Annotated in this window: 17 protein-coding genes and 1 tRNA gene; 12 read left to right on the top strand and 6 right to left on the bottom strand. The window is 67.9% G+C overall.

Going from position 1 to position 18,997, the window contains the following annotated elements; genetic code table 11:
- Positions 1–95: 95 nt before the first annotated feature.
- Positions 96–1,094 carry an NADPH:quinone oxidoreductase family protein gene (locus ACHMW8_RS08355; RefSeq protein ID WP_125157273.1) on the bottom strand — a complete coding sequence of 333 codons (999 nt, stop codon included), beginning with the start codon at positions 1,092–1,094 and terminating at the stop codon, positions 96–98.
- A 70-nt stretch (positions 1,095–1,164) separates the two neighbouring features.
- Between ACHMW8_RS08355 and ACHMW8_RS08350 the strand changes: the two genes are divergently transcribed.
- The 5 genes from ACHMW8_RS08350 (at position 1,165) to ACHMW8_RS08330 (ending at position 6,981) form a co-directional block, all read left to right on the top strand.
- Positions 1,165–2,043, top strand: a complete 879-nt coding sequence (locus tag ACHMW8_RS08350; protein WP_395445247.1) for an isoaspartyl peptidase/L-asparaginase family protein — start codon at positions 1,165–1,167, stop codon at positions 2,041–2,043.
- Positions 2,044–2,135: 92 nt separating this feature from the next.
- On the top strand, positions 2,136–3,083 hold the full coding sequence (locus tag ACHMW8_RS08345) for a cation diffusion facilitator family transporter (protein ID WP_395445246.1): 948 nt from the start codon (positions 2,136–2,138) through the stop codon (positions 3,081–3,083).
- Positions 3,084–3,153: 70 nt separating this feature from the next.
- On the top strand, positions 3,154–4,791 hold the full coding sequence (gene pgm, locus ACHMW8_RS08340; RefSeq protein WP_395445245.1) for a phosphoglucomutase (alpha-D-glucose-1,6-bisphosphate-dependent): 1,638 nt from the start codon (positions 3,154–3,156) through the stop codon (positions 4,789–4,791).
- 139 nt (positions 4,792–4,930) lie between these two features.
- Positions 4,931–6,589 (top strand): lysine--tRNA ligase, encoded by a 1,659-nt coding sequence (locus ACHMW8_RS08335; RefSeq protein ID WP_395445244.1) that lies wholly within the window; start codon positions 4,931–4,933, stop codon positions 6,587–6,589.
- 182 nt (positions 6,590–6,771) lie between these two features.
- Entirely contained in the window at positions 6,772–6,981 is a 210-nt protein-coding gene (locus ACHMW8_RS08330; RefSeq protein ID WP_125157278.1) for a hypothetical protein, read from the top strand.
- A 19-nt stretch (positions 6,982–7,000) separates the two neighbouring features.
- Here the strand turns inward: ACHMW8_RS08330 and ACHMW8_RS08325 are convergent, their stop codons facing one another.
- Positions 7,001–7,660 carry a helix-turn-helix transcriptional regulator gene (locus ACHMW8_RS08325; protein ID WP_395445243.1) on the bottom strand — a complete coding sequence of 220 codons (660 nt, stop codon included), beginning with the start codon at positions 7,658–7,660 and terminating at the stop codon, positions 7,001–7,003.
- Positions 7,661–7,852: 192 nt separating this feature from the next.
- On the opposite strand from ACHMW8_RS08325, the gene ACHMW8_RS08320 reads away from it, so the two are divergent.
- The 7 genes from ACHMW8_RS08320 (at position 7,853) to ACHMW8_RS08290 (ending at position 16,035) form a co-directional block, all read left to right on the top strand.
- Positions 7,853–8,332, top strand: coding sequence for a MerR family DNA-binding transcriptional regulator (locus ACHMW8_RS08320; protein WP_125157280.1), 480 nt, complete (start codon positions 7,853–7,855; stop codon positions 8,330–8,332).
- Positions 8,333–8,421: 89 nt separating this feature from the next.
- Positions 8,422–10,215: an acyl-CoA dehydrogenase C-terminal domain-containing protein gene (locus tag ACHMW8_RS08315; RefSeq protein ID WP_395445242.1), complete on the top strand. Its 1,794-nt coding sequence runs from the start codon at positions 8,422–8,424 to the stop codon at positions 10,213–10,215.
- A gap of 2 nt (positions 10,216–10,217) precedes the next feature.
- Positions 10,218–11,381: an acyl-CoA dehydrogenase family protein gene (locus ACHMW8_RS08310; protein ID WP_395445241.1), complete on the top strand. Its 1,164-nt coding sequence runs from the start codon at positions 10,218–10,220 to the stop codon at positions 11,379–11,381.
- Positions 11,378–11,764: a hypothetical protein gene (locus ACHMW8_RS08305; protein ID WP_125157283.1), complete on the top strand. Its 387-nt coding sequence runs from the start codon at positions 11,378–11,380 to the stop codon at positions 11,762–11,764. The genes ACHMW8_RS08310 and ACHMW8_RS08305 overlap by 4 nt, the downstream gene beginning before the upstream one ends.
- Positions 11,765–11,828: 64 nt before the next feature.
- On the top strand, positions 11,829–13,034 hold the full coding sequence (locus ACHMW8_RS08300; protein ID WP_395445240.1) for an acetyl-CoA C-acetyltransferase: 1,206 nt from the start codon (positions 11,829–11,831) through the stop codon (positions 13,032–13,034).
- Positions 13,035–13,054: 20 nt separating this feature from the next.
- Positions 13,055–15,253, top strand: a complete 2,199-nt coding sequence (locus ACHMW8_RS08295; protein ID WP_395445239.1) for a 3-hydroxyacyl-CoA dehydrogenase NAD-binding domain-containing protein — start codon at positions 13,055–13,057, stop codon at positions 15,251–15,253.
- A gap of 131 nt (positions 15,254–15,384) precedes the next feature.
- Positions 15,385–16,035, top strand: coding sequence for a hypothetical protein (locus ACHMW8_RS08290; RefSeq protein WP_395445238.1), 651 nt, complete (start codon positions 15,385–15,387; stop codon positions 16,033–16,035).
- A gap of 7 nt (positions 16,036–16,042) precedes the next feature.
- On the opposite strand, the gene ACHMW8_RS08285 is transcribed toward ACHMW8_RS08290, so the two are convergent.
- The 4 genes from ACHMW8_RS08285 to ACHMW8_RS08270 all read right to left on the bottom strand — a co-directional run bounded on the left by ACHMW8_RS08285 (position 16,043) and on the right by ACHMW8_RS08270 (position 18,965).
- Positions 16,043–16,342 carry a hypothetical protein gene (locus ACHMW8_RS08285; protein ID WP_395445237.1) on the bottom strand — a complete coding sequence of 100 codons (300 nt, stop codon included), beginning with the start codon at positions 16,340–16,342 and terminating at the stop codon, positions 16,043–16,045.
- Between the two features lie 71 nt (positions 16,343–16,413).
- Positions 16,414–16,490 (bottom strand) — tRNA-Thr (locus ACHMW8_RS08280).
- A 40-nt stretch (positions 16,491–16,530) separates the two neighbouring features.
- Positions 16,531–18,075: a heme biosynthesis protein HemY gene (locus ACHMW8_RS08275; RefSeq protein WP_395445236.1), complete on the bottom strand. Its 1,545-nt coding sequence runs from the start codon at positions 18,073–18,075 to the stop codon at positions 16,531–16,533.
- On the bottom strand, positions 18,072–18,965 hold the full coding sequence (locus ACHMW8_RS08270) for a COG4223 family protein (protein ID WP_395445235.1): 894 nt from the start codon (positions 18,963–18,965) through the stop codon (positions 18,072–18,074). Before ACHMW8_RS08270 ends, ACHMW8_RS08275 begins: the two co-directional genes overlap by 4 nt.
- Positions 18,966–18,997: the final 32 nt, after the last annotated feature.

The following is an 18,997-nucleotide window of genomic DNA, read 5'->3' as shown; positions in this document are numbered from 1 at the left end:
GAGGAGCACTCTGCGGGAATGTCGTGTTTCCTTTGCTAAAAAGGATACTTAGCGAGATTTAACCACGATGATGTTCACCATTCCAGGCAACCATCCTATTCAACCGTGATCACCACCTTGCCCATGGCCTTGCGGCTGGAGAGATGGGCGATCGCCTCACCGGCCCGGGCCAGCGGGAAGCGCTCGGAGACGTAGGGCTTGATCTTGCCCTCGGCGTAGAGGCCCATCAGATCCTTGAGGTTCTGGGCGTGCCCCTTGGGGTCGCGCGCCACTGCCGCGCCCCAGAACACCCCGACGATGTCGCAAGACTTCAACAGCGTGAGATTCAACGGGATTTTCGGAATCCCCGACGGGAAACCGATGACCAGGAAGCGGCCATTCCAGCCGGCGGCGCGGATTGTCGCTTCCGAATAGTCGCCGCCGACGGCGTCATAGGCGACATCCCAGCCATTGGGCCCACAAGCGTCCTTGATCAGGTTGGCCAGCGCCTTCTGGCCGTCCTTGTCGAACGGACCGCGCGGATAGACGACGCCGCTGTCGGCGCCGTGCTTGATGGCCAGATCGACCTTCTCCTGGCTGGAGGCTGCGGCAATAACACGCGCCCCCGCCGCCTTACCCAATTCGACGGCGGCCAGGCCCACGCCCCCGGCGGCGCCCAGAACCAGCAGGGTCTCGCCGGCCTTCAGCGCGCCGCGATCCTTCAGGGCGTAGTAGGAGGTGCCATAGGTGAGGACGAAGGCGGCGGCCTCGTCGAACGGCATGTTGTCGGGAATGGGGGTGCAGCGCTGCTCTTCCAGAGCCAGTTTCTCGGCGAAACCGCCCCAGCCGGTCGAGGCCAGAACCCGATCTCCGACCTTGAAGCGGGTGACGCCGTCACCGACGGCGGCGATCACGCCCGACACTTCGCCGCCTGGCGCGAACGGCCGCGTCGGCTTGAACTGGTATTTGTCCTCGATGATCAGGACGTCGGGATAGTTGACCCCGCAGGCCTTGACGTCGATCAGCACCTGGCCGGGGCCGGCGACGGGATCTGGCAGCTCCTCCAGCACCAAGGTCTCGGGACCGCCGACTTCCTTGCTGAGCACCGCCTTCATATCGCCTCTCCCAGGTTTCTTGATTAAGAGGGCCGGACGCTAGCGCGGGACGCCGGGCCAAGGAAGCAGAATGTCAAACAAACGTTTTAGCCTCGCCCTGCACGGCGGCGCGGGGGCCAGGCGCGGCCACGACTACACCGTCGAGATCGCCCACATGCGCGGGCTGGTCGAGACGGCCCGCGACCGGCTGGCCGCCGGAGCCAGCGCCCTGGACGTCGCGGTCGAGACCGTCGTCGCCCTGGAGGCCAGCGGCCTCTATATCGCCGGCAAGGGCGCCTCGCCCAACGCCGACGGCGAATACGAACTGGACGCCAGCCTGATGGACGGCCCCACCCTGCGGGCCGGTTCGGTGGCCGCCCTGCAGGGCTTCAGGAGCCCGATCCTGGCCGCCCGAGCGGTGATGGAAGAAACGCCCAATGTGATGCTGGCCGGCCAGGGGGCGATCGACTTCGCCCGAGACCAGGGGCTGGAGACGGTCGAGGATCCGGAAGCCTGGTTCACCCGCGCCGGAGCGTTCGAGGACAATCATCCGCCGGACGCCTTGCCGACCGGCACCGTCGGCTGCGTGGTTCGCGACGCCGAGGGCCGGCTGGCGGCCGCGACCTCGACGGCCGGGGTGTTCGGCAAGCGGCCGGGCCGGGTCGGGGATTCGCCGATCATCGGGGCCGGTGCCTGGGCCGATGGCTATGCAGCGGTCTCCTGCACTGGCCAGGGCGAGTATTTCATCCGCACGGCCGTCGCCGCCCAGATCGCCCACCGGATCCGGTTCGGCGGCGAGAGCCTGGAGAGCGCGGCGCGGGCGGCGATCCAGGGCGTGGCGGACTTGGGCGGCCATGGCGGACTGGTCTCCGTGGACCGGGACGGCGACGTCGCCATGCCGTTCGCGTCGAGCGGGCTGAAACGGGCGGCGCTGCTGCCGGACGGGACCATCGTGAGCGCGGCGTTCTAAGGACCGCGAAGGATCGCCCTCACGCCGCCCGGAGGTGTGGGTAGTAATCCCGCCGGGACGGAACGGCGACGCTCGTCCGGCGTTTCCGCCCCATGGCGTCGGCTCCCAAGACCAGCGGTTCGCACAGGGTGGTGCTCGCGGCCTTGGCCGGGAACCTGGCGATCGCCGCGACCAAGTTCGTGGCCGCCTTCCTGACCGGCTCTTCGGCCATGCTGACCGAGGCCATCCATTCCAGCGTCGACACCGGCAACCAGGGCCTTCTGCTGCTGGGCCTCGCCCGCGCCAGTCGCCCGCCCAGCCAGACCCATCCGTTCGGCTACGGCATGGAGCTCTATTTCTGGTCCTTCGTTGTCGCCCTGCTGATCTTCGCTCTAGGTGGGGCGGTGTCCGTCTATCAAGGCGTCCACAAGATCCTGGCGCCCGAGCCGATCGACCAGGCCTGGATCAATTTCCTGGTCATCGGCCTGGCCGCGGTCTTCGAGGGCGGCTCGTTTCTGGTCGCCTGGCGCGAGTTCAAGACCGTGCGCGGCGACACGCCATTCTTCCGCGCCTTGAAGGGCAGCAAGGACCCGTCGATCTTCGCGGTGCTGCTGGAGGACGGCGCGGCCCTGCTGGGCCTGGTCCTGGCCGCGCTCGGCGTGGCGGGTTCGGCGGCGGGCCTGGCCTGGGCAGACGGCGCGGCCTCGGCGGCGATCGGGGTGCTGCTGATCCTGGTGGCGATCTTCCTGGCTAACGAGACCCGTAGCCTGCTGACCGGCGAGGCCGCCTCGCCGCGCATCGTCGAGAATGTCCGCAAGGTCCTTGCCGCCGATCCGCGCGTCGAGACCGTGATCGAGGTGCTCTCCATGCATCTGGGACCCAGCGAGATCCTGCTGGGCGTGACCCTGGACTTCCAAGACCACTTGACCGCCGTCGAGATCGAGGACGCTGCCGACGACTTCCACGCCCTGATCCAGGGCGTCGACAGACGCATCACCCGGGTCTTCGTGCGTTCGGGGCGGGCAAGAGCGGCCTATGCGCGGTCCGGGCCAAATACTTAGTGAAACCGTCTCCAAGCGCCTCTAGGGAAATGACCCGTCGCGTTTCGACGACAAGACCTCAGGAGTCTCGATGCACAGCCGCGCCGGCCTTCGCGCTCTTCCCGAAGATCTGATCGACCTCGACGCGCTGATCGGCGCCTATTTCGAGATCAAGCCCGACGTCGCCAACCCCGCCCAGAAGGTGGTGTTCGGCACCTCGGGTCATCGGGGCTCCAGCCTGGACGGCGGATTCAACGAGCACCACATCCTGGCCGTCACCCAGGCCGTGGTCGAGCATCGCGCCGCCCAGGGGATCACCGGTCCGATCTTCGTCGGCCGCGACACCCACGGGCTTTCGGAGCCGGCCTTCCGCTCGGTGCTGGAAGTCCTGGCCGGCAACGGCGTCACCACGCTGATCGACAGCCGCGACGGCTTCACCCCGACTCCGGCGGTCTCGCACGCCATCCTGACTCACAACCGCGATAACGCAGCGCAGGCCGACGGCCTGCTGCTGACGCCGTCGCACAACCCGCCCCGCGACGGCGGCATCAAGTACAATCCGCCGAGCGGCGGCCCGGCCGACAGCGACGCGACCTCGGCCATCGCCGCTCGCGCCAACGACCTGCTGGCCCAGGGCCTGGCGGGCTTGAAGCGCGTCAGCTTCGACGAGGCTCACAAGGCCGCGGGCCGCTACGACTTCCTCGGCCTCTATGTCGACGACCTGCCCAGCGTCATCGACATGGAAATCATTCGCGCGGCCGGCGTGCGAATCGGCGCCGATCCGCTGGGCGGCGCGGCGGTCGCCTACTGGGGCGCGATCGCCGAGCGCCACGGGCTGAACCTCACGGTCGTCAACGACGCCATCGACCCGCGCTGGGCGTTCATGCCGCTCGACACCGATGGCAAGATCCGCATGGACTGCTCTTCACCCTCGGCCATGGCCAACCTGATCGAGATCATGAAGGGCGGCGCGGCCTATGACGTCGCCACCGGCAACGACGCCGACGCCGACCGCCATGGCATCGTCACCCCCGACGGCGGACTGATGAACCCCAACCATTACCTGGCCGCGGCGATCTCGTACCTGTTCACCCATCGTCCGGCCTGGGGCGCAGACGTGGCGGTCGGCAAGACCCTGGTCTCGTCCTCGATGATCGATCGCGTGGTGGCCGGGCTCGGCCGCCGCCTGCTCGAGGTGCCGGTCGGCTTCAAATATTTCGTGCCCGGCCTGCTGGACGGCTCGGTCGGCTTCGGCGGCGAGGAGTCGGCCGGCGCGGCCTTCCTGCGCCACGACGGCGGGGTGTGGACCACCGACAAGGACGGCATCCAGCTGGCACTGCTGGCCGCCGAGATCCAGGCCAGTACGGGCAAGAGCGCCAGCCAGCTCTATGCCGACCTGACGAAGAAGTACGACGCTCCATCCTACGCCCGCGTAGACGCCCCGGCGACTCGCGAGGAGAAGGCGCGCCTGTCCAAGCTCAGCCCCAGTGACGTCAGCGCCAAGACCCTGGCCGGCGAACCGATCACCGACATCCTCACCAACGCCCCCGGCAACGGCGAGGCGATCGGCGGCCTGAAGGTCTGTACCCAGAACGCCTGGTTCGCGGCTCGGCCGTCCGGCACCGAGGATGTCTACAAGATCTACGCGGAGTCGTTCCTGGGTCCCGATCACCTGAAGCAGGTCCAGGCCGAGGCGCGCGAGGTCGTGGCCGGGGCGTTGAAGGGCTGAAGGACCACCCTCGTCCTTCGACAAGCTCAGGATGAGGGCTACTTCGAGCGTCGCAGAGAAACCTCACCCTGAGCTTGTCGAAGGGCGAGGTTTCGCACCGCCCTAGCCCTTCGCGCATACACCGCTTATACCGCCCCGCATGTTTGAAGGCCTCTCCCCCCTCGCCCGCGAAGCCCGCTCCTGGCCGTTCGAGCAGGCGCGCGCCACCATCGCCCGCGTCCTGCGCGTGCGCCTTCCCGATCGCGCCGACCAGGACGCCGCCAAGGCCCTGATCGACGCCGGCAAGACCGACGAGGCAGTGAAAGCCTATCCGGCCCTGGCCAAGGCCGTGATCTTCGAGACCGGCTACGGCCCGTCGGGCCTGCCGCACCTGGGCACCTTCGGCGAGGTGGCGCGCACGACCATGGTGCGCCACGCCTTCCGCGCGCTGGTCGACGACCACATCCCGACCCGCCTGATCGCCTTCAGCGACGACATGGACGGCCTGCGCAAGGTTCCCGACAACATCGAGAACAAGCAGCCGCTGATCGAGGACCTGGGCAAGCCGCTGACCGTTGTCCGCGACCCGTTCGGCACCCATGACAGCTTCGGCGCCCACAACAACGCCCGCCTGCGCGCGTTCCTGGACGGCTTCGGCTTCGAGTACGAGTTCGTCTCCTCGACCGAGTGCTACAAGAGCGGCCTGTTCGACGCGACCCTGCTGACCGCCCTGGAACGCTTCGACGCCATCCAGAAGGTCATGCTGCCGACCCTGGGCGAGGAGCGCCGGGCCACCTATTCGCCGTTCCTCCCGGTCAGCCCGACCACCGGCAAGGTGCTGCAGGTCCCGACCCTGGAGCGCAACGTCGAGAAGGGCACGATCGTCTTCGAGGACGAGGACGGCTCCAAGGTCGAGGTCCCGGTCACGGGCGGCCACGTGAAGATGCAGTGGAAGCCCGACTGGGCCATGCGCTGGACCGCTCTGGGCGTCGACTACGAGATGTCGGGCAAGGACCTGATCGACTCGGTAAAGGCCTCGGGCGCGATCTGCCGGGCGCTGGGCGGGGTTCCGCCGGAAGGCTTCAACTACGAGCTCTTCCTGGACGAGAACAACCAGAAGATCTCCAAGTCCAAGGGCAACGGTCTGTCGATGGAGGACTGGCTGCGCTACGGCGCGCCGGAGAGCCTGTCGTACTACATGTTCCAGAGCCCCAAGTCGGCCAAGAAGCTCTATTTCGACGTCATCCCCAAGGCGACCGACGAATACCTGCAACAGCTGGACGCCTTCCAGCGCCAGGAGCCGGCCAAGCAGCTGGACAATCCGGTCTGGCACATCCACTCGGGTCGCCCGCCGCAACACGGCTCGCCGGTGTCGTTCAGCCTGATGCTGAACCTGGTGTCGGCCGCCGACGCCTCGACCAAGGAGATCCTCTGGGGCTTCCTGTCGCGCTACATCCCGGGCGCCTCGCCGGAAACCCAGCCGCTGCTGGACCGCCTGGCCGGCTACGCGATCAACTACTACGAGGACTTCGTCAAACCGACGAAGACCTTCCGCGCCCCGACCGACCAGGAGCGCGCCGCGATGCTGGATCTGCTAGCCAAGCTGAAGGCCATGCCGGCCGACGCGCCGGACGCCGAGCTGATCCAGAACGAGGTGTTCGAGGTCGGCAAGACCCACGGCTTCGACCCTCTGCGCGCCTGGTTCCAGGCCCTGTACGAAGTGCTGCTGGGCCAGAGCCAGGGACCTCGCTTCGGCTCGTTCGCGGCGATCTTCGGCATCGACCGGACAATCGCGCTGATCGAAGAGAAGCTGGGCTAACCCCATTTTCCTAACGCGCGGCGTTGGCGGCGCCGCTTGCGCGCGACCGTGAATCCGCGCGCCCTGCGACACCATGTCCTTGAAAATGAACGAAGTCTGAAAACGCGGTTAAGGGTCCGCCCACCTTTCGGAGTCTAGGTTCGGACCATCAGAACCAAGATCAGTCATCAAGGTTTAGGACCATGGCTTCGTTCACCCTCCGCCCCGCCGACCGTCAGGAATTCGATTCCCTTCTGGGCGGGATCATCCAGCAGTTCCCCGACGCCCATGTCGAGGCCGCGCACAACGACACCTGGGCGTCGTACCGCCTGGACGTGTCGTGCGAGGATCCCTCGGCTGGTCCGCTGATCGCCTGGCTGCTCGACAGCCACGCCGGCTGCCCGCGCACCTAGGAGCCCGTTCGGTTCGGCCCTACTGGCTGACCCAGACGATTCGCGCGACCCAGGCGACCTCATCCCGCGGCAGCAGGCGTGGCTCGCCGATGTGGTCCAGGGCGACAAGTTCGAGGGTTCGGGCTGTCACCCGTCCCAACTCCCGCACCAGCACCTCGCCGGCGGTCGTTCGCGCCACCACGCGGTCGCCTTTCCGGGGCTCCTGGCTGGGCGAGACCAAAAGTCGGTCGCCGTCGCGATAGACCGGCGCCAGGTCGCCGCCCGTGACTTCCAGCGCGAACAGGCCCTCTCCCAGATCCGGGGCGGCGACCTCGTCCCAGCCGGCCCCGATCGGCATCCCCGCCTCGTCGAAGAATCCGTCCTGCCCAGCCTGGGCGAGGCCGATCAATGGCGCGCCGCGCCCGCCCCCGATCATTCCATTGGGCGTCCGCGCCGGCGCGCGCTCGGTGAGGGCCGCGAATTCCGAGAAATTGACCCCCGTCGCTTCCAGAAGTTTGGCCAGGCTCTCGGTCGAGGGCCAGCGCGCGCGGCCGTCCGCCTTGGCCGAGCCGCGCTTGGAGCGATTGAAGCTGGTGGGATCCAGGCCCGCCATCCGGGCCATGGCCGAAGGCGTCATGTCGAAGCGCTCGGCCAGGGCGTCGATCGCCCGCCAGATTTCGCCGTGAGAGAGGGTCGCCAATGACGCCTCCTTGAGCGCTGCCGCGCGAGGAAAATACGCCTCGCGAGCTAGGAAAGTAAACCTATCGCCGACCCGTAGATTGACGTTTACGTAAGCGTTGACGTACGCCCGGGATCGGGTTTAGGGTGATCAACGATAACAAAGCGGCCCGGCCGCGGTAGCCAGGCCCTCTTCATTGGGAGGTTTCCATCCATGGCCGACCTGCGACGTCCCGAGCGGACCTTCACGATCCGTCAGCTCTGCAACGAATTCAAAGCCACGCCGCGCGCCCTGCGCTTCTACGAGGACAAGGGCCTGCTGAATCCGGCCCGCGAAGGGTTGAACCGAGTCTATTCCCACAAGGATCGCGTCCGCCTGCAGCTGATCCTGCGCGGCAAGCGCGTGGGCCTGTCGCTCACCGAGATCCGCGAACTGCTCGATCTCTATGACGAGAACGACGAGGGCGCGGCGCAGATGGCCCGCTCTCTGAAGAAGTTCCGTGAACGCGCCAACGCACTGGAGCAACAGCGCGAAGACATCGACAACGCCCTGATCGAGCTGCGCGAAGCCTGCAACCGCCTGGAACGTCGCCTCGCCGAGATCCGACCCGACCTGCTGCCCCGCGCGGCCGACTACGAACAGGTGCTGCGCGCCCGCCTCGACGGTCATGCCGAAGCCATGCTGGGCAAGTAAGACCTCCCGCGACGCCGGCTCCGTGCAGACGCGCGCGAGACGGCGACCGCACATCCGTTTTTCCTCCCGATCCTAGCCAGGACCGTTTCATGACCTACCAGCCGCCCGTTCGCGACCACGCCTTCATCCTGCGTGACGTGCTCAACATCGATCAGCACGGCGACCTGCCCGGCTTCTCCGACGCGCCGTTCGAGACCGTCGAGCAGATCCTCGAGGCCGCCGCCCAATTCACCGGCGAGGTCCTGGCCCCGTTGAACACGGTCGGCGACAAGACCGGCTGCAAGCTGGATCCGGCCACCAACGTCGTCACGACGCCGCCGGGCTTCAAGGACGCCTACAAGCAGCTGTGCGAAGGCGGCTGGACCGGCCTGGGCTCGGATCCCGCCTATGGCGGCCAGGGCCTGCCGCACGTCGTCAACCTGGCCTTCAGCGAGATGTCGAGCTCGGCCAACATGGCTTTCTCGATGTATCCGGGCCTGGCCCACGGCGCCTATTCGGCCATCCACACGGGCGGCACCGACGAACAGAAGCAGACCTACCTGCCCAAGATGGTCACCGGCGAATGGACCGGCACCATGAACCTGACCGAGCCGCACTGCGGCACGGATCTGGGCCTTCTGCGCACCAAAGCGGTTCCGCAGGCCGACGGCAGCTACAGGATCACCGGCCAGAAGATCTGGATCTCGGCCGGCGAGCACGACATGTCGGACAACATCGTCCACCTGGTCCTGGCCCGCATCGAGGGCGCCCCGGCGGGCGTTAAGGGCATCAGCCTGTTCATCGTGCCGAAGTTCTTCCCCAAGGCCGACGGCTCGGTGGGCGAGCGTAACCAGGGCGTCAAGTGCGTCGGCCTGGAAGAGAAGATGGGCATCCACGGCAACGCCACCTGCGTGATGCAGTACGACGACGCCGAGGGCTATCTGATCGGCGAGGAAAACGCCGGCCTGAAGATCATGTTCGTGATGATGAACGAGGCCCGCCTGGGCGTCGGCATGCAGGGCGTGGCCCAGGGCGAGGCCGCCTATCAGGCCGCCGTCGCCTTCGCCAAGGATCGTCTGCAGGGCCGCTCGCTGACGGGTCCGAAGAACGCCGACGGCCCGGCCGACCCGATCATCGTCCACCCGGACGTCCGCCGCATGCTGCTGGAGAGCAAGGCCCTGATCGAAGGCGGCCGCGCCTTCCTGTTCTGGACCGCCCTGCACGGCGACCTGTCGCACGTCCATCCGGACGCGGCGGTGCGTGAAAAGTCGTCGGACTATATGGGCCTGATGACGCCGGTGCTGAAAGGCTATCTGACCGACAAGGGTTTCGAGGTCTGCTCGAACGCGGTGCAGGTGCACGGCGGCAGCGGCTTCACCGAGCACTTCCCGGTCAGCCAGTTCATGCGCGATTGCCGCATCGCCCTGATCTACGAAGGGACCAACGGCGTGCAGGCGCTGGATCTGGTCGGCCGCAAGCTGGCCGCCAAGGGCGGCCGCGCGGTCATGACCTTCTTCCAGGAGATCGACCAGTTCATCGGTGAGAACGACAGCGACGAAAGCCTGAAGCCGTTCATCGAGGCCCTGGCCGGCGTGAAGGCCCAACTGCAGGACGGCACCATGTGGCTGATGCAGAACGGCCTGCAGAATCCCGACAACGCCGGCGCGGCCTCGACCGACTACATGCACCTCTTCGGCCTGACCGGCTTGGCGTACATGTGGGCGCTGATGGCCAAGGCCGCCAACGCCAAGATCGCGGCCGGCTCGTCCGACCCGTTCTTCACGACCAAGCTGACCACGGGCCGCTATTTCATCGAACGCATCTTGCCTGACGCTGGGGCGCATCTGGCCAAGCTGAAGACCGGTTCGGCGACCCTGATGGCGCTGCCCGCGGAGGCCTTCTGATCATGAGCGTGCTCAACGTCGAAAAACCCGCCTTCATGGCCGAAGAGGACATCGCGATCTTCGAGGACGCGGTGGGCAAGTTCTTCGACGAGCACGCGCCAGAAGCCACGGTCGCGAAATGGCGCAGGAACCATTGCGTCGACCGCGACATGTGGACCAAGGCGGGGGAGGCCGGCTTGCTCGGCCTCTCCACGCCCGAACAGTACGGCGGGGCCGGCGGCGACTATCGCCACGAGGTCGTGCTGATGGACATGCTGGGTCGCAAGGGCGTCGACGGCTTCGGCATCAGCCTGCACAACGCCATCGTCATGCCGTACATCTTCCACTACGGCACCGAAGAGCAGAAGCAGCGCTGGCTCCCGCGCCTGGCCACCGGCGAACTGGTCGGCGCCATCGCCATGACCGAGCCGGGCGCCGGTTCGGACCTGCAGGGCGTCAAGACCACCGCCAAACAGGTGGGCAACCAGTACGTCATTAACGGCTCCAAGACCTTCATCACCAATGGCCAGACGGCCAATCTGATCATCGTGGTGGCCAAGACCGATCCAGCCGGCGGCGCGCGCGGGACCAGCCTGGTGATCGTCGAAACCGATGGGGCCGAGGGCTTCGAGCGCGGTCGCAACTTGGACAAGCTGGGTCACGAGGCCCAGGACACCTCCGAGCTTTTCTTCAACGACGTGAAGGTCCCGACCGAGAATCTGCTGGGGGCCGACGAGGGCCAGGGCTTCTTCCAGCTGATGGGCCAGCTGCCGCAGGAACGCCTGAACATCGCCGTGCAGGGCATGGCGACGATCGAACGCGCGCTGGAGCTGACCATCGCCTACGTCAAGGACCGCAAGGCGTTCGGCAAGGCGATCATCGACTTCCAGAACACCCAGTTCGTCCTCGCCGAGTGCAAGACCGAGGCGACCGTGGCGCGGGTCTTCACCAACCACTGCATCGAGCAGCACCTGGCGGGCAAGCTGGACGCGGCCACCGCCTCGATGGCCAAGTACTGGGTGTCGGACCTGGAAAACAAGATCGTCGACCGCTGCCTTCAGCTGTTCGGCGGCTACGGCTTCATGAACGAGTATCCGATCGCGCGCATGTACAAGGACAGCCGCATCCAGCGCATCTACGGCGGCACCAACGAGATCATGAAACTCCTGATCGCGAGGACGCTGTGATCGTACTGCCCCTCATCGCGTTGCTGGCCGGCCCCGCCGCCGCGCCGGCTCCCGCTCAAGCCGACGCCCGCTCGGCCGTGGTCTGCGTGCGCGCCGCCCCCGGTCCGCGCCCCCTGACCTTCTCCGGCGAACTGGTCGGCAAGCGCCCGCAACCGGGCGCCTTCAAGCTGCCGTTGACGCCGCCCGGCAAGGACGTCTGCAACACGCTGCTGCGCTCGAAGATCGCCGAGTGGAAGCTGGAGGTCACGACCTCGGGCTTCACCGCCTGCTCGCTGCCCCCGCCAGAGTTCGGTTCGCGCCTCTACTACCGGGCCAAGGCCGGCGCCAGCGGCCTCAAGTGCGAGCCCATCGGCAAGTACCCGATCGGCAACTGGAAACCCTAAGGCCGGTCCCCGACGACCGCGCTTTCAACGACACGAACACCACTTCGCAGGAAGGAGCCATTCCATGGCTGACGCTTACATTTTCGACGCCGTGCGCACCCCGCGCGGCAAGGGCAAGAAGGACGGGTCTCTGCACGAGATCACGTCCCTGTCGCTGGCCACCCAGGTGCTGGAAGCCCTGCGTGACCGCAACAGCCTGGACACCAGCAAGGTCGACGACGTCATCCTGGGCTGCGTCGCGCCCGTCGGCGAACAGGGCAGCGACATCGCCCGCACCGCCGTCCTGACCGCCGACTACGCCGAAAGCGTCGCCGGCGTGCAGATCAACCGCTTCTGCGCCTCGGGCCTGGAAGCCGTGAACATGGCCGCGGCCAAGGTCGCCTCGGGCGAAGCCCAGATGGCCATCGGCGGCGGCGTCGAGAGCATGAGCCGCGTGCCCATGGGCAGCGACGGCGGCGCCTGGCCGACCGACCCGTCCTCGGCCTTCAAGACCTATTTCGCCCCGCAGGGCGTCTCGGCCGACCTGATCGCCTCGCTGTATGGCTTCTCGCGCGATGACGTCGACGCCTACGCCGTGGAAAGCCAGAAGCGCGCCGCCGCCTCGTGGGCCGACGGCCGCTTCAAGAAGTCGGTGATCGGCGTGAAGGACCAGTTGGGCCTGACCATCCTCGACCACGACGAGACCGTGCGCGGCTCGACCACCATGCAGACCCTGGCCTCGCTGAACCCGTCGTTCACGGGCATGGGCGAGATGGCCTTCGACGCCGTGGTCACCCAGCGCTATCCGCAGGTCGAAAAGATCAACCACGTCCACCACGCCGGCAACAGCTCGGGCATCGTCGACGGCGCCGCCGGCGTGCTGATCGGCACCAAGGAAATGGGCGAGGCCCTGGGCCTGAAGGCCCGCGGCCGCATCAAGGGCGCGGCCTCGATCGGCTCGGAGCCCTCGATCATGCTGACCGGCCCCTCGCTGGTCACTGAGAAGCTGCTCAAGAAGCTGAAGATGGAGGTCAAGGACATCGACCTCTACGAGCTGAACGAGGCCTTCGCCGCCGTCGTCCTGCGCATGATGCAGGCGCTGGACATCCCGCACGACAAGATGAACGTGAACGGCGGCGCCATCGCCATGGGCCACCCGCTGGGCGCCACCGGCGCGATGATCCTGGGGACCATGCTCGACGAGCTGGAACGCTCGGACAAGGAAACCGCCCTGATCACCCTGTGCGTCGGCGCCGGCATGGGCACCGCCACCGTCATCGAACGCGTCTAAGACTTAAGGACCTGACACCTATGGAAAACTTCAAGATCGAGGTCGATTCCGACGGCGTGGCCCTGGTCACCTTCGACGTGCCCGGCCGCTCGATGAACACCCTGACCGCTTCGGTCATCAAGGAAATCGGCGACGTCGTCGAGCGCATCAAGAGCGACGAGGCCATCAAGGGCGCCGTCATCACCTCGGGCAAGACGACCGGCTTCTGCGCCGGCGCCGATCTGGGTGAGCTTGGCGGCTCGGGCGGCCTGGGCGGCGGCAAGCCGGGCGAAGAGGGCCTGAAGGCCGCCTTCGAGGCGGGCTTTGCGCTGAACAAGGCGTTCCGCGCCCTGGAAACCTGCGGCAAGCCGGTGGCGGCGGCCATCAACGGCCTGGCCATGGGCGGCGGCCTGGAGATCACCCTGGCCTGCCACTACCGCGTGGTCGCCGACAATCCGAAGATCCAGCTCGCCCTGCCGGAAGCCAAGGTCGGCCTGCTGCCGGGCGCCGGCGGCACCCAGCGCCTGCCGCGCCTGATGGGCGTGATGGCCGCCGCGCCGTACCTGCTGGAAGGCAAGTCGATGAAGCCGGCCGAGGCCCTGGCCAACAAGGTCGTGCACGAGGTCGTTCCGGCCGACCAGGTGGTGGAAGCCGCCAAGACCTGGGTCAAGACCAAGGGCGATCCCGTCGCCCCGTGGGACAAGAAGGACTTCAAGCTTCCGGGCGGCGGTCCCTACACCCCGACCGGCAGCCAGGTCTTCGTGATGGGCAACGCCATGCTGCGCAAGCAGACCTATGGCAACTACCCGGCCCAGCTGAACATCATGAAGGCGGTCTATGAAGGCACGCAGGTGCCGTTCGACGCCGCCCTGCGGATCGAGACCCGCTACTTCCTGAAGACCATGATGACACCCCAGGCCAAGGGCATGATCCGCACCCTATTCCTGTCGCTGCAGGAGCTGGGCAAGGGTTCGGGCCGTCCGGCCAATGTCCCGCACTATGACGTCAAGAAGGTCGCCGTCCTGGGCGCCGGCATGATGGGCGCGGGCATCGCCTATGTCCAAGCCATGGCCGGTATCGAGACCGTCCTGATCGACCAGTCGCAGGAAGCCGCCGAGAAGGGCAAGGGCTACGCCGAGGGCCTGGTCAAGAAGGCCGTCTCGCGCGGCAAGATGACGGCCGAGAAGGGCGAGGCCATCCTGGCCCTGATCCACCCGACCGCCGACTACGCGCAGGTCAAGGGCAGTGACCTCGTCGTCGAGGCCGTGTTCGAGAACCGCGACGTCAAGGCCGAGGTCACCAAGAAGGCCGAGGCCCAGCTGGCCGAAACCGCAATCTTCGGCTCCAACACTTCGACCCTGCCGATCACCGGTCTGGCCAAGGCCAGCGTCCGCCCGGCCTCGTTCATCGGCATCCACTTCTTCTCGCCGGTCGACAAGATGGGTCTGGTCGAGATCATCATGGGCGAGCAGACCAGCCAGGAAGCCCTGGCCAAGTCGATCGACTACGTCCTGAAGATCAAGAAGACCCCGATCGTCGTCAATGACAGCCGCGGCTTCTACACCAGCCGCTGCTTCGGCACCTTCGTGCAGGAAGGCCTGGAAATGATGGCCGAGGGCATCGCCCCCGCCATCATCGACAATGTCGGCCGCGCCACCGGCATGCCCCGCGGCCCGCTGGAGATGAACGACGACGTCGCGCTCGACCTCTCCTACAAGATCGGCGAACAGACCAAGAAGGACCTCGGCGACAAGTACGAGGAGCGTCCGTTCGCCCCGGTTCTGGAAAAGATGGTCGTCGAACTGGGCCGCCTCGGCCGCAAGAACGGCAAGGGCTTCTACGACTATCCGGAAGGCGGTCAGAAGAAGCTGTGGCCGGGTCTGGCCGAACTGGCGCCGGTGACCACCAAGGACGCCGACGCCAAGCTGATCGAAGAGATCCGCACCCGCCTGCTGTATCGCCAAGCCGTCGAAGCGGCCCGCTGCTTCGAGGAAGGCGTCATCGTCGACCCGCGCGAGGCCGATGTCGGCGCCATCCTGGGCTGGGGTTTTGCGCCCTGGACCGGCGGCCCGATCAGCCTGATCGACGGCGTCGGCGCCAAGGCCTTCGTCGAGACCTGCGACCGCCTGGCCCAGCAGTACGGGAAGCGCTTCGCGCCGCCGGCCCTGCTGCGCGAGATGGCCGAAAAGGGCGAGACCTTCTACGGGCGCTTCGGCGTCAAGGCGAAGGTGGCGGCGTAACCCTCCAGTCCCATCGCTGAAACAGGCAAAGGCCCGGTGGAAACATCGGGCCTTTTTCTTGTCCCGTACGGCCACGCTCGCGCCGTATCGCGCGCATACCCATATCCAGCGCCGCAGCGCCTGGAGACATCATGAGTACGGCGATCGCCATCGGAACCTGGCGGCGCCCCTCACGACGGGATCTGCGGCGCAACCTCACGGCCCTGGGCGCGGTTCTGACCGCTCACGTCCTGGTGCTGCTGGCCCTGGTTTCCGGGGCGCGCTGGCTGCCCCAACTGGTCGAACCGCCGGTCATCGAGGCGCAACTGCTGGACGCGCCGTCTCGCTCCGTCGATACGCCCGCGCCAGCCCCATTTACGCCGGACCAAACCCGGCGAAGCGCCGTCTCGCCCCCGCTGCCCTCGCCGACAGTCATTCCGGTCCCGCCCACGACCGCCAAGCCCCCGGGTCCGCAAGCGATCGTCGCCCCGCCTGGCTTCACCGCCCGCAAGCTGGTCGAGCAGAGCGACCAGACCCACGACAGCCTGCGCGAAAGCCTGGGTTGCCGCCATGAGAAGGCCGTCGCCCTGAACCGCGACCAGAAGGCCGCCTGCGCCGAGGCCGATGGCCAGCGCTCGCGCACCGCGCCGATGTACGCCGCCATCGACCCGGACAAGAAGGCCGCGTTCGACGGCGACTGCGCCAAGGACGACGAATGGTGCCTCTATCGCGTCGGCAAGGGGCCATATCCGGGGATCTTCGCCCTGGGCAAGAAGAAGAAGCGCAAGGGCTGGGACGACTGAGCGCCGCCTAGGACTTGCTCACGTCCATGCCCAGTGTCGGACCTATGCCGTCCGGATGGTCGCCAAAATAGTGGTTACCGCCCCGCTTCTTCGCCAGGGCCTCCAGCCGACCGCGCAGATCGTCGTCCAGCTGCAGGGTCGGACCATCCGCCGGATCTTCGCTCTCATCCAACCGAATCGCCGCCGCGATCACCTGCCGCAGCCGCGCTCCGAACCGCTCGTCGTCGGCGGAGCCTTCCTCCGGCGGCGAGTTCGAGAAACGCATGACTTCCTCGAGGGCGGTATCGTCGTCAACGCGATCGGACATGGGGAACTCCTTCGAGACACGAACGGAGCCGTCGCCACGAGAGTTCCGGATTTCAGAAGGGAAAGAAGGAGTGGTGCCGCCTAGGTGACTTCGAACACCTGACCTACGCATTACGAATGCGCCGCTCTACCGGCTGAGCTAAGGCGGCCCACGCACCCCGAAGCAGAGCTCCAGGGCGAAGGGAGCGCCTATTTAGCGGCGCGCGAGCCACTTGCCAAGCGCCGTCTTGCACCAGAATTGCGGCGGGGCGCCGGACTGCCTTCCGGCGGGTCGGAAATCGGCGGGGCGTCGAACACGCCGGGGTCGTCCGGGACGGGCATCAGGGCGCCGCCGGTCTCGGCCGCGCGGATGAACGGCGTCGACGCCGCGTAGTCAGCATAGGCCGAGGGCAGCTCGGGCAGGTCGCTCATCGTCCGCTCGCGGCGTTCGTGGCGCGGATGGATCAACCGACCGGTCTCGCCATAGCTGCCGACCAGCCTAGCCCAGTCCTCCGGGCGATAGGCGAAGGCGCGGCCCTCGGGGTCGAGGTCGGACCAGTCCGGCTCCTGCGGCGCCTCGACGCCGCGGGCGATCCAGGCGCGGGCCTCGTCGGCCTCGCCATTGGCGGCGGCGACGCGGGCCATCAGGCCGGCGAAACGGGCGGTTGGAGCCTCGGCGTCCAGCAGGCGGGCGGCGGCGCGGGCGGCGACGGGGTCACCGCCGATCAGGGCGCTCTCGACGCGCAGGATACGGCTCTCGCGCGGCTCGGGCTTCATCGCGGCCAGGGCGGCCAGGCGCTGGCCGCGGGCCTTGGGAGTCTCGTTGGTCTTCAGGTCGCGATAGGCCAGCCACAGCGCCGGATGCGGCTCCGCCTTCCAGGCCGTCTCGATCAGTTGGCCGGCCTTGGCGACCTTGCCGTCGTCGGCCAGCAGGCGGGCGGCCATCACCACGCCGGGGGCGAAGTCGGGCTTCAGCTTCACCGACTGGGTGGCGAAGTCCAGCGCCTGGGCGCGGGCCTTGGGCTCGGGGCTATCTTCCAGACTGGCGGCCGAAGCGGCCAGAAGCGCGGCGCGGCTGCGGTCGGCGACGACCGGCGAGACGATCTTGCGCTCCAGGGCGCCCTGGACGAGATCCAGCGCCGCGGCCCAGTCGCCGACCTCCAGCCGAGCCTCCAGCAGGGCGCGCCAGGCCCAGCGGGCGGTGCGCGTGAGGCCGTAGGCCGTCTCGGCGTGACGAATGGCCGTGGGGCGGTCGCCCTCGGCCTCGGCCGCCAGCATCAGGCCGCGCAGACCGGCCAGGCGCATCTCGGGGAAGCCGAGCATGGCGTTGTAGGCGTTCTTGGCCGCGGTGAGGTCGCCAGCCGCCTCTGCCGCCTGGGCCGCCAGCACGCGGACCAGGGCCGGGGCGTCCTCGGCCAGTTCGGCCGACTTCTGGGCCAGGCGGCGGGCCTCTGAGCCGTCGCCGGCGGCGACCGCCAGGAAACCGCGCGACAGGGCCTCGATCGCCGACTTGCGCTTGGCCTCCGCGCGAGCGCGGGCGGCGCGGCGGGGGGCCTCGACAATCCAGATCACGCCGCGCCACAGCAGGGTGAAGGCCAAAGCCGAGAATAGGGTCAGCAGGGCCGCGGCGGCGGCGGTCATCTCGATCCGCCAGCCCATCCAGTCCAGCGCGGCGCGGCCCGGCTCGCCGGTCAGGGCCAGAACGGTGACCGCGACGGCGGCGACCAGGAAGAGAGCGAAGGCGACGCGGGTCATGGCTGCCCCTGGGGGCCCATCCCCGTGACACGAGACAGGTCGGTCAGGGCGTCGGCGCGAATGGCGGCGACGTGTCGGTCGATCTCGATGCGGCGGTTGGCGGCGTTGATCCACGGGGCCAGCACGACGCGGGCGGCGTCGGGCAGCGGGTCCAGCGCCTGGACCGCGCCCTCGACATCGCCGTCGTCCAGCAGGGCCTGGGCGCGGGCCAGCATGGCGTCGGGCGTCGAGCCGGTCGTCGAGCCGACATGACGGATCGAGACGATGCTGGAGAGGGCGTAGCGGATGCGCGAGAACAGATCGGCGTCCGGTCCGGGATCGCGCGAGGCGCTGGCGGCGCGGCCGGCCAGGGCCCCGAACTGCACGGCCAGTCCGGCGCGGGTCGGGGCGCCCTTGTCAGCCAGCTCGCTAAGCGCCCGCAGGTCGGGCGAGGGCGGCAACACCCGCTGCAAGCCGGCCAGCTCCTGGCCGAATGGTCGCGAGGTCTCGGTGGCCTCCGCGAGCGCGGAAACCGCCAAGGCGGCGGTCGCCGCCTCGGTCACGCCCCTTTGGCTGGATTCTAGGGCGGCGATTCTGCCGTCGAGGCGCTCGAGATCGGCGGCCGGCGGGGCCGCGGCGCTGGTCCCGCCGTCGACCGGCAGGGCCGAGCCTATGGCGACGCGATCGACGACCGCCCGCGGACTGGGCGCGGCCGAGACTTCGCCGCCGATCGGCGCGGCCTTGGACTTGAACAGGGTGGGACCGTAGTGCGCGACACCGGCGCCGAGGGCGATGCAGAGCACGCAGAGGATCAACCAGATCCAGACGCCGGGTCCCATCACGCGGCGGCGGGCATATAGCGCCGGGTCGCTGGGGGCGACGATTTCAGCGGGATCGGGAGCGGCGTTCATGAGGTCCATTCGTGCCCCAGGCCGCGATGCTT

It is taken from the genome of Caulobacter sp. UC70_42, assembly GCF_044056025.1.
Classification (GTDB): Bacteria; Pseudomonadota; Alphaproteobacteria; order Caulobacterales; family Caulobacteraceae; genus Caulobacter.
The sequence above is the reverse complement of the archived record's forward strand: the minus strand, read 5'-3'. Positions and strand labels throughout refer to the sequence as shown.

Excerpts from the sequence above, each read along its gene's own strand:
- ACHMW8_RS08270 (WP_395445235.1), bottom strand. The coding sequence starts at position 18,965 with ATGAACGCCGCTCCCGATCCCGCTGAAATCGTCGCCCCCAGCGACCCG.
- ACHMW8_RS08320 (WP_125157280.1), top strand. The coding sequence starts at position 7,853 with ATGGCCGACCTGCGACGTCCCGAGCGGACCTTCACGATCCGTCAGCTC.
- ACHMW8_RS08275 (WP_395445236.1), bottom strand. The coding sequence starts at position 18,075 with ATGACCCGCGTCGCCTTCGCTCTCTTCCTGGTCGCCGCCGTCGCGGTC.
- ACHMW8_RS08335 (WP_395445244.1), top strand. The coding sequence starts at position 4,931 with ATGTTTGAAGGCCTCTCCCCCCTCGCCCGCGAAGCCCGCTCCTGGCCG.
- ACHMW8_RS08285 (WP_395445237.1), bottom strand. The coding sequence starts at position 16,342 with ATGTCCGATCGCGTTGACGACGATACCGCCCTCGAGGAAGTCATGCGT.
- ACHMW8_RS08345 (WP_395445246.1), top strand. The coding sequence starts at position 2,136 with ATGGCGTCGGCTCCCAAGACCAGCGGTTCGCACAGGGTGGTGCTCGCG.
- ACHMW8_RS08315 (WP_395445242.1), top strand. The coding sequence starts at position 8,422 with ATGACCTACCAGCCGCCCGTTCGCGACCACGCCTTCATCCTGCGTGAC.
- pgm (WP_395445245.1), top strand. The coding sequence starts at position 3,154 with ATGCACAGCCGCGCCGGCCTTCGCGCTCTTCCCGAAGATCTGATCGAC.
- ACHMW8_RS08310 (WP_395445241.1), top strand. The coding sequence starts at position 10,218 with ATGAGCGTGCTCAACGTCGAAAAACCCGCCTTCATGGCCGAAGAGGAC.
- ACHMW8_RS08350 (WP_395445247.1), top strand. The coding sequence starts at position 1,165 with ATGTCAAACAAACGTTTTAGCCTCGCCCTGCACGGCGGCGCGGGGGCC.
- ACHMW8_RS08330 (WP_125157278.1), top strand. The coding sequence starts at position 6,772 with ATGGCTTCGTTCACCCTCCGCCCCGCCGACCGTCAGGAATTCGATTCC.
- ACHMW8_RS08355 (WP_125157273.1), bottom strand. The coding sequence starts at position 1,094 with ATGAAGGCGGTGCTCAGCAAGGAAGTCGGCGGTCCCGAGACCTTGGTG.
- ACHMW8_RS08290 (WP_395445238.1), top strand. The coding sequence starts at position 15,385 with ATGAGTACGGCGATCGCCATCGGAACCTGGCGGCGCCCCTCACGACGG.
- ACHMW8_RS08300 (WP_395445240.1), top strand. The coding sequence starts at position 11,829 with ATGGCTGACGCTTACATTTTCGACGCCGTGCGCACCCCGCGCGGCAAG.
- ACHMW8_RS08295 (WP_395445239.1), top strand. The coding sequence starts at position 13,055 with ATGGAAAACTTCAAGATCGAGGTCGATTCCGACGGCGTGGCCCTGGTC.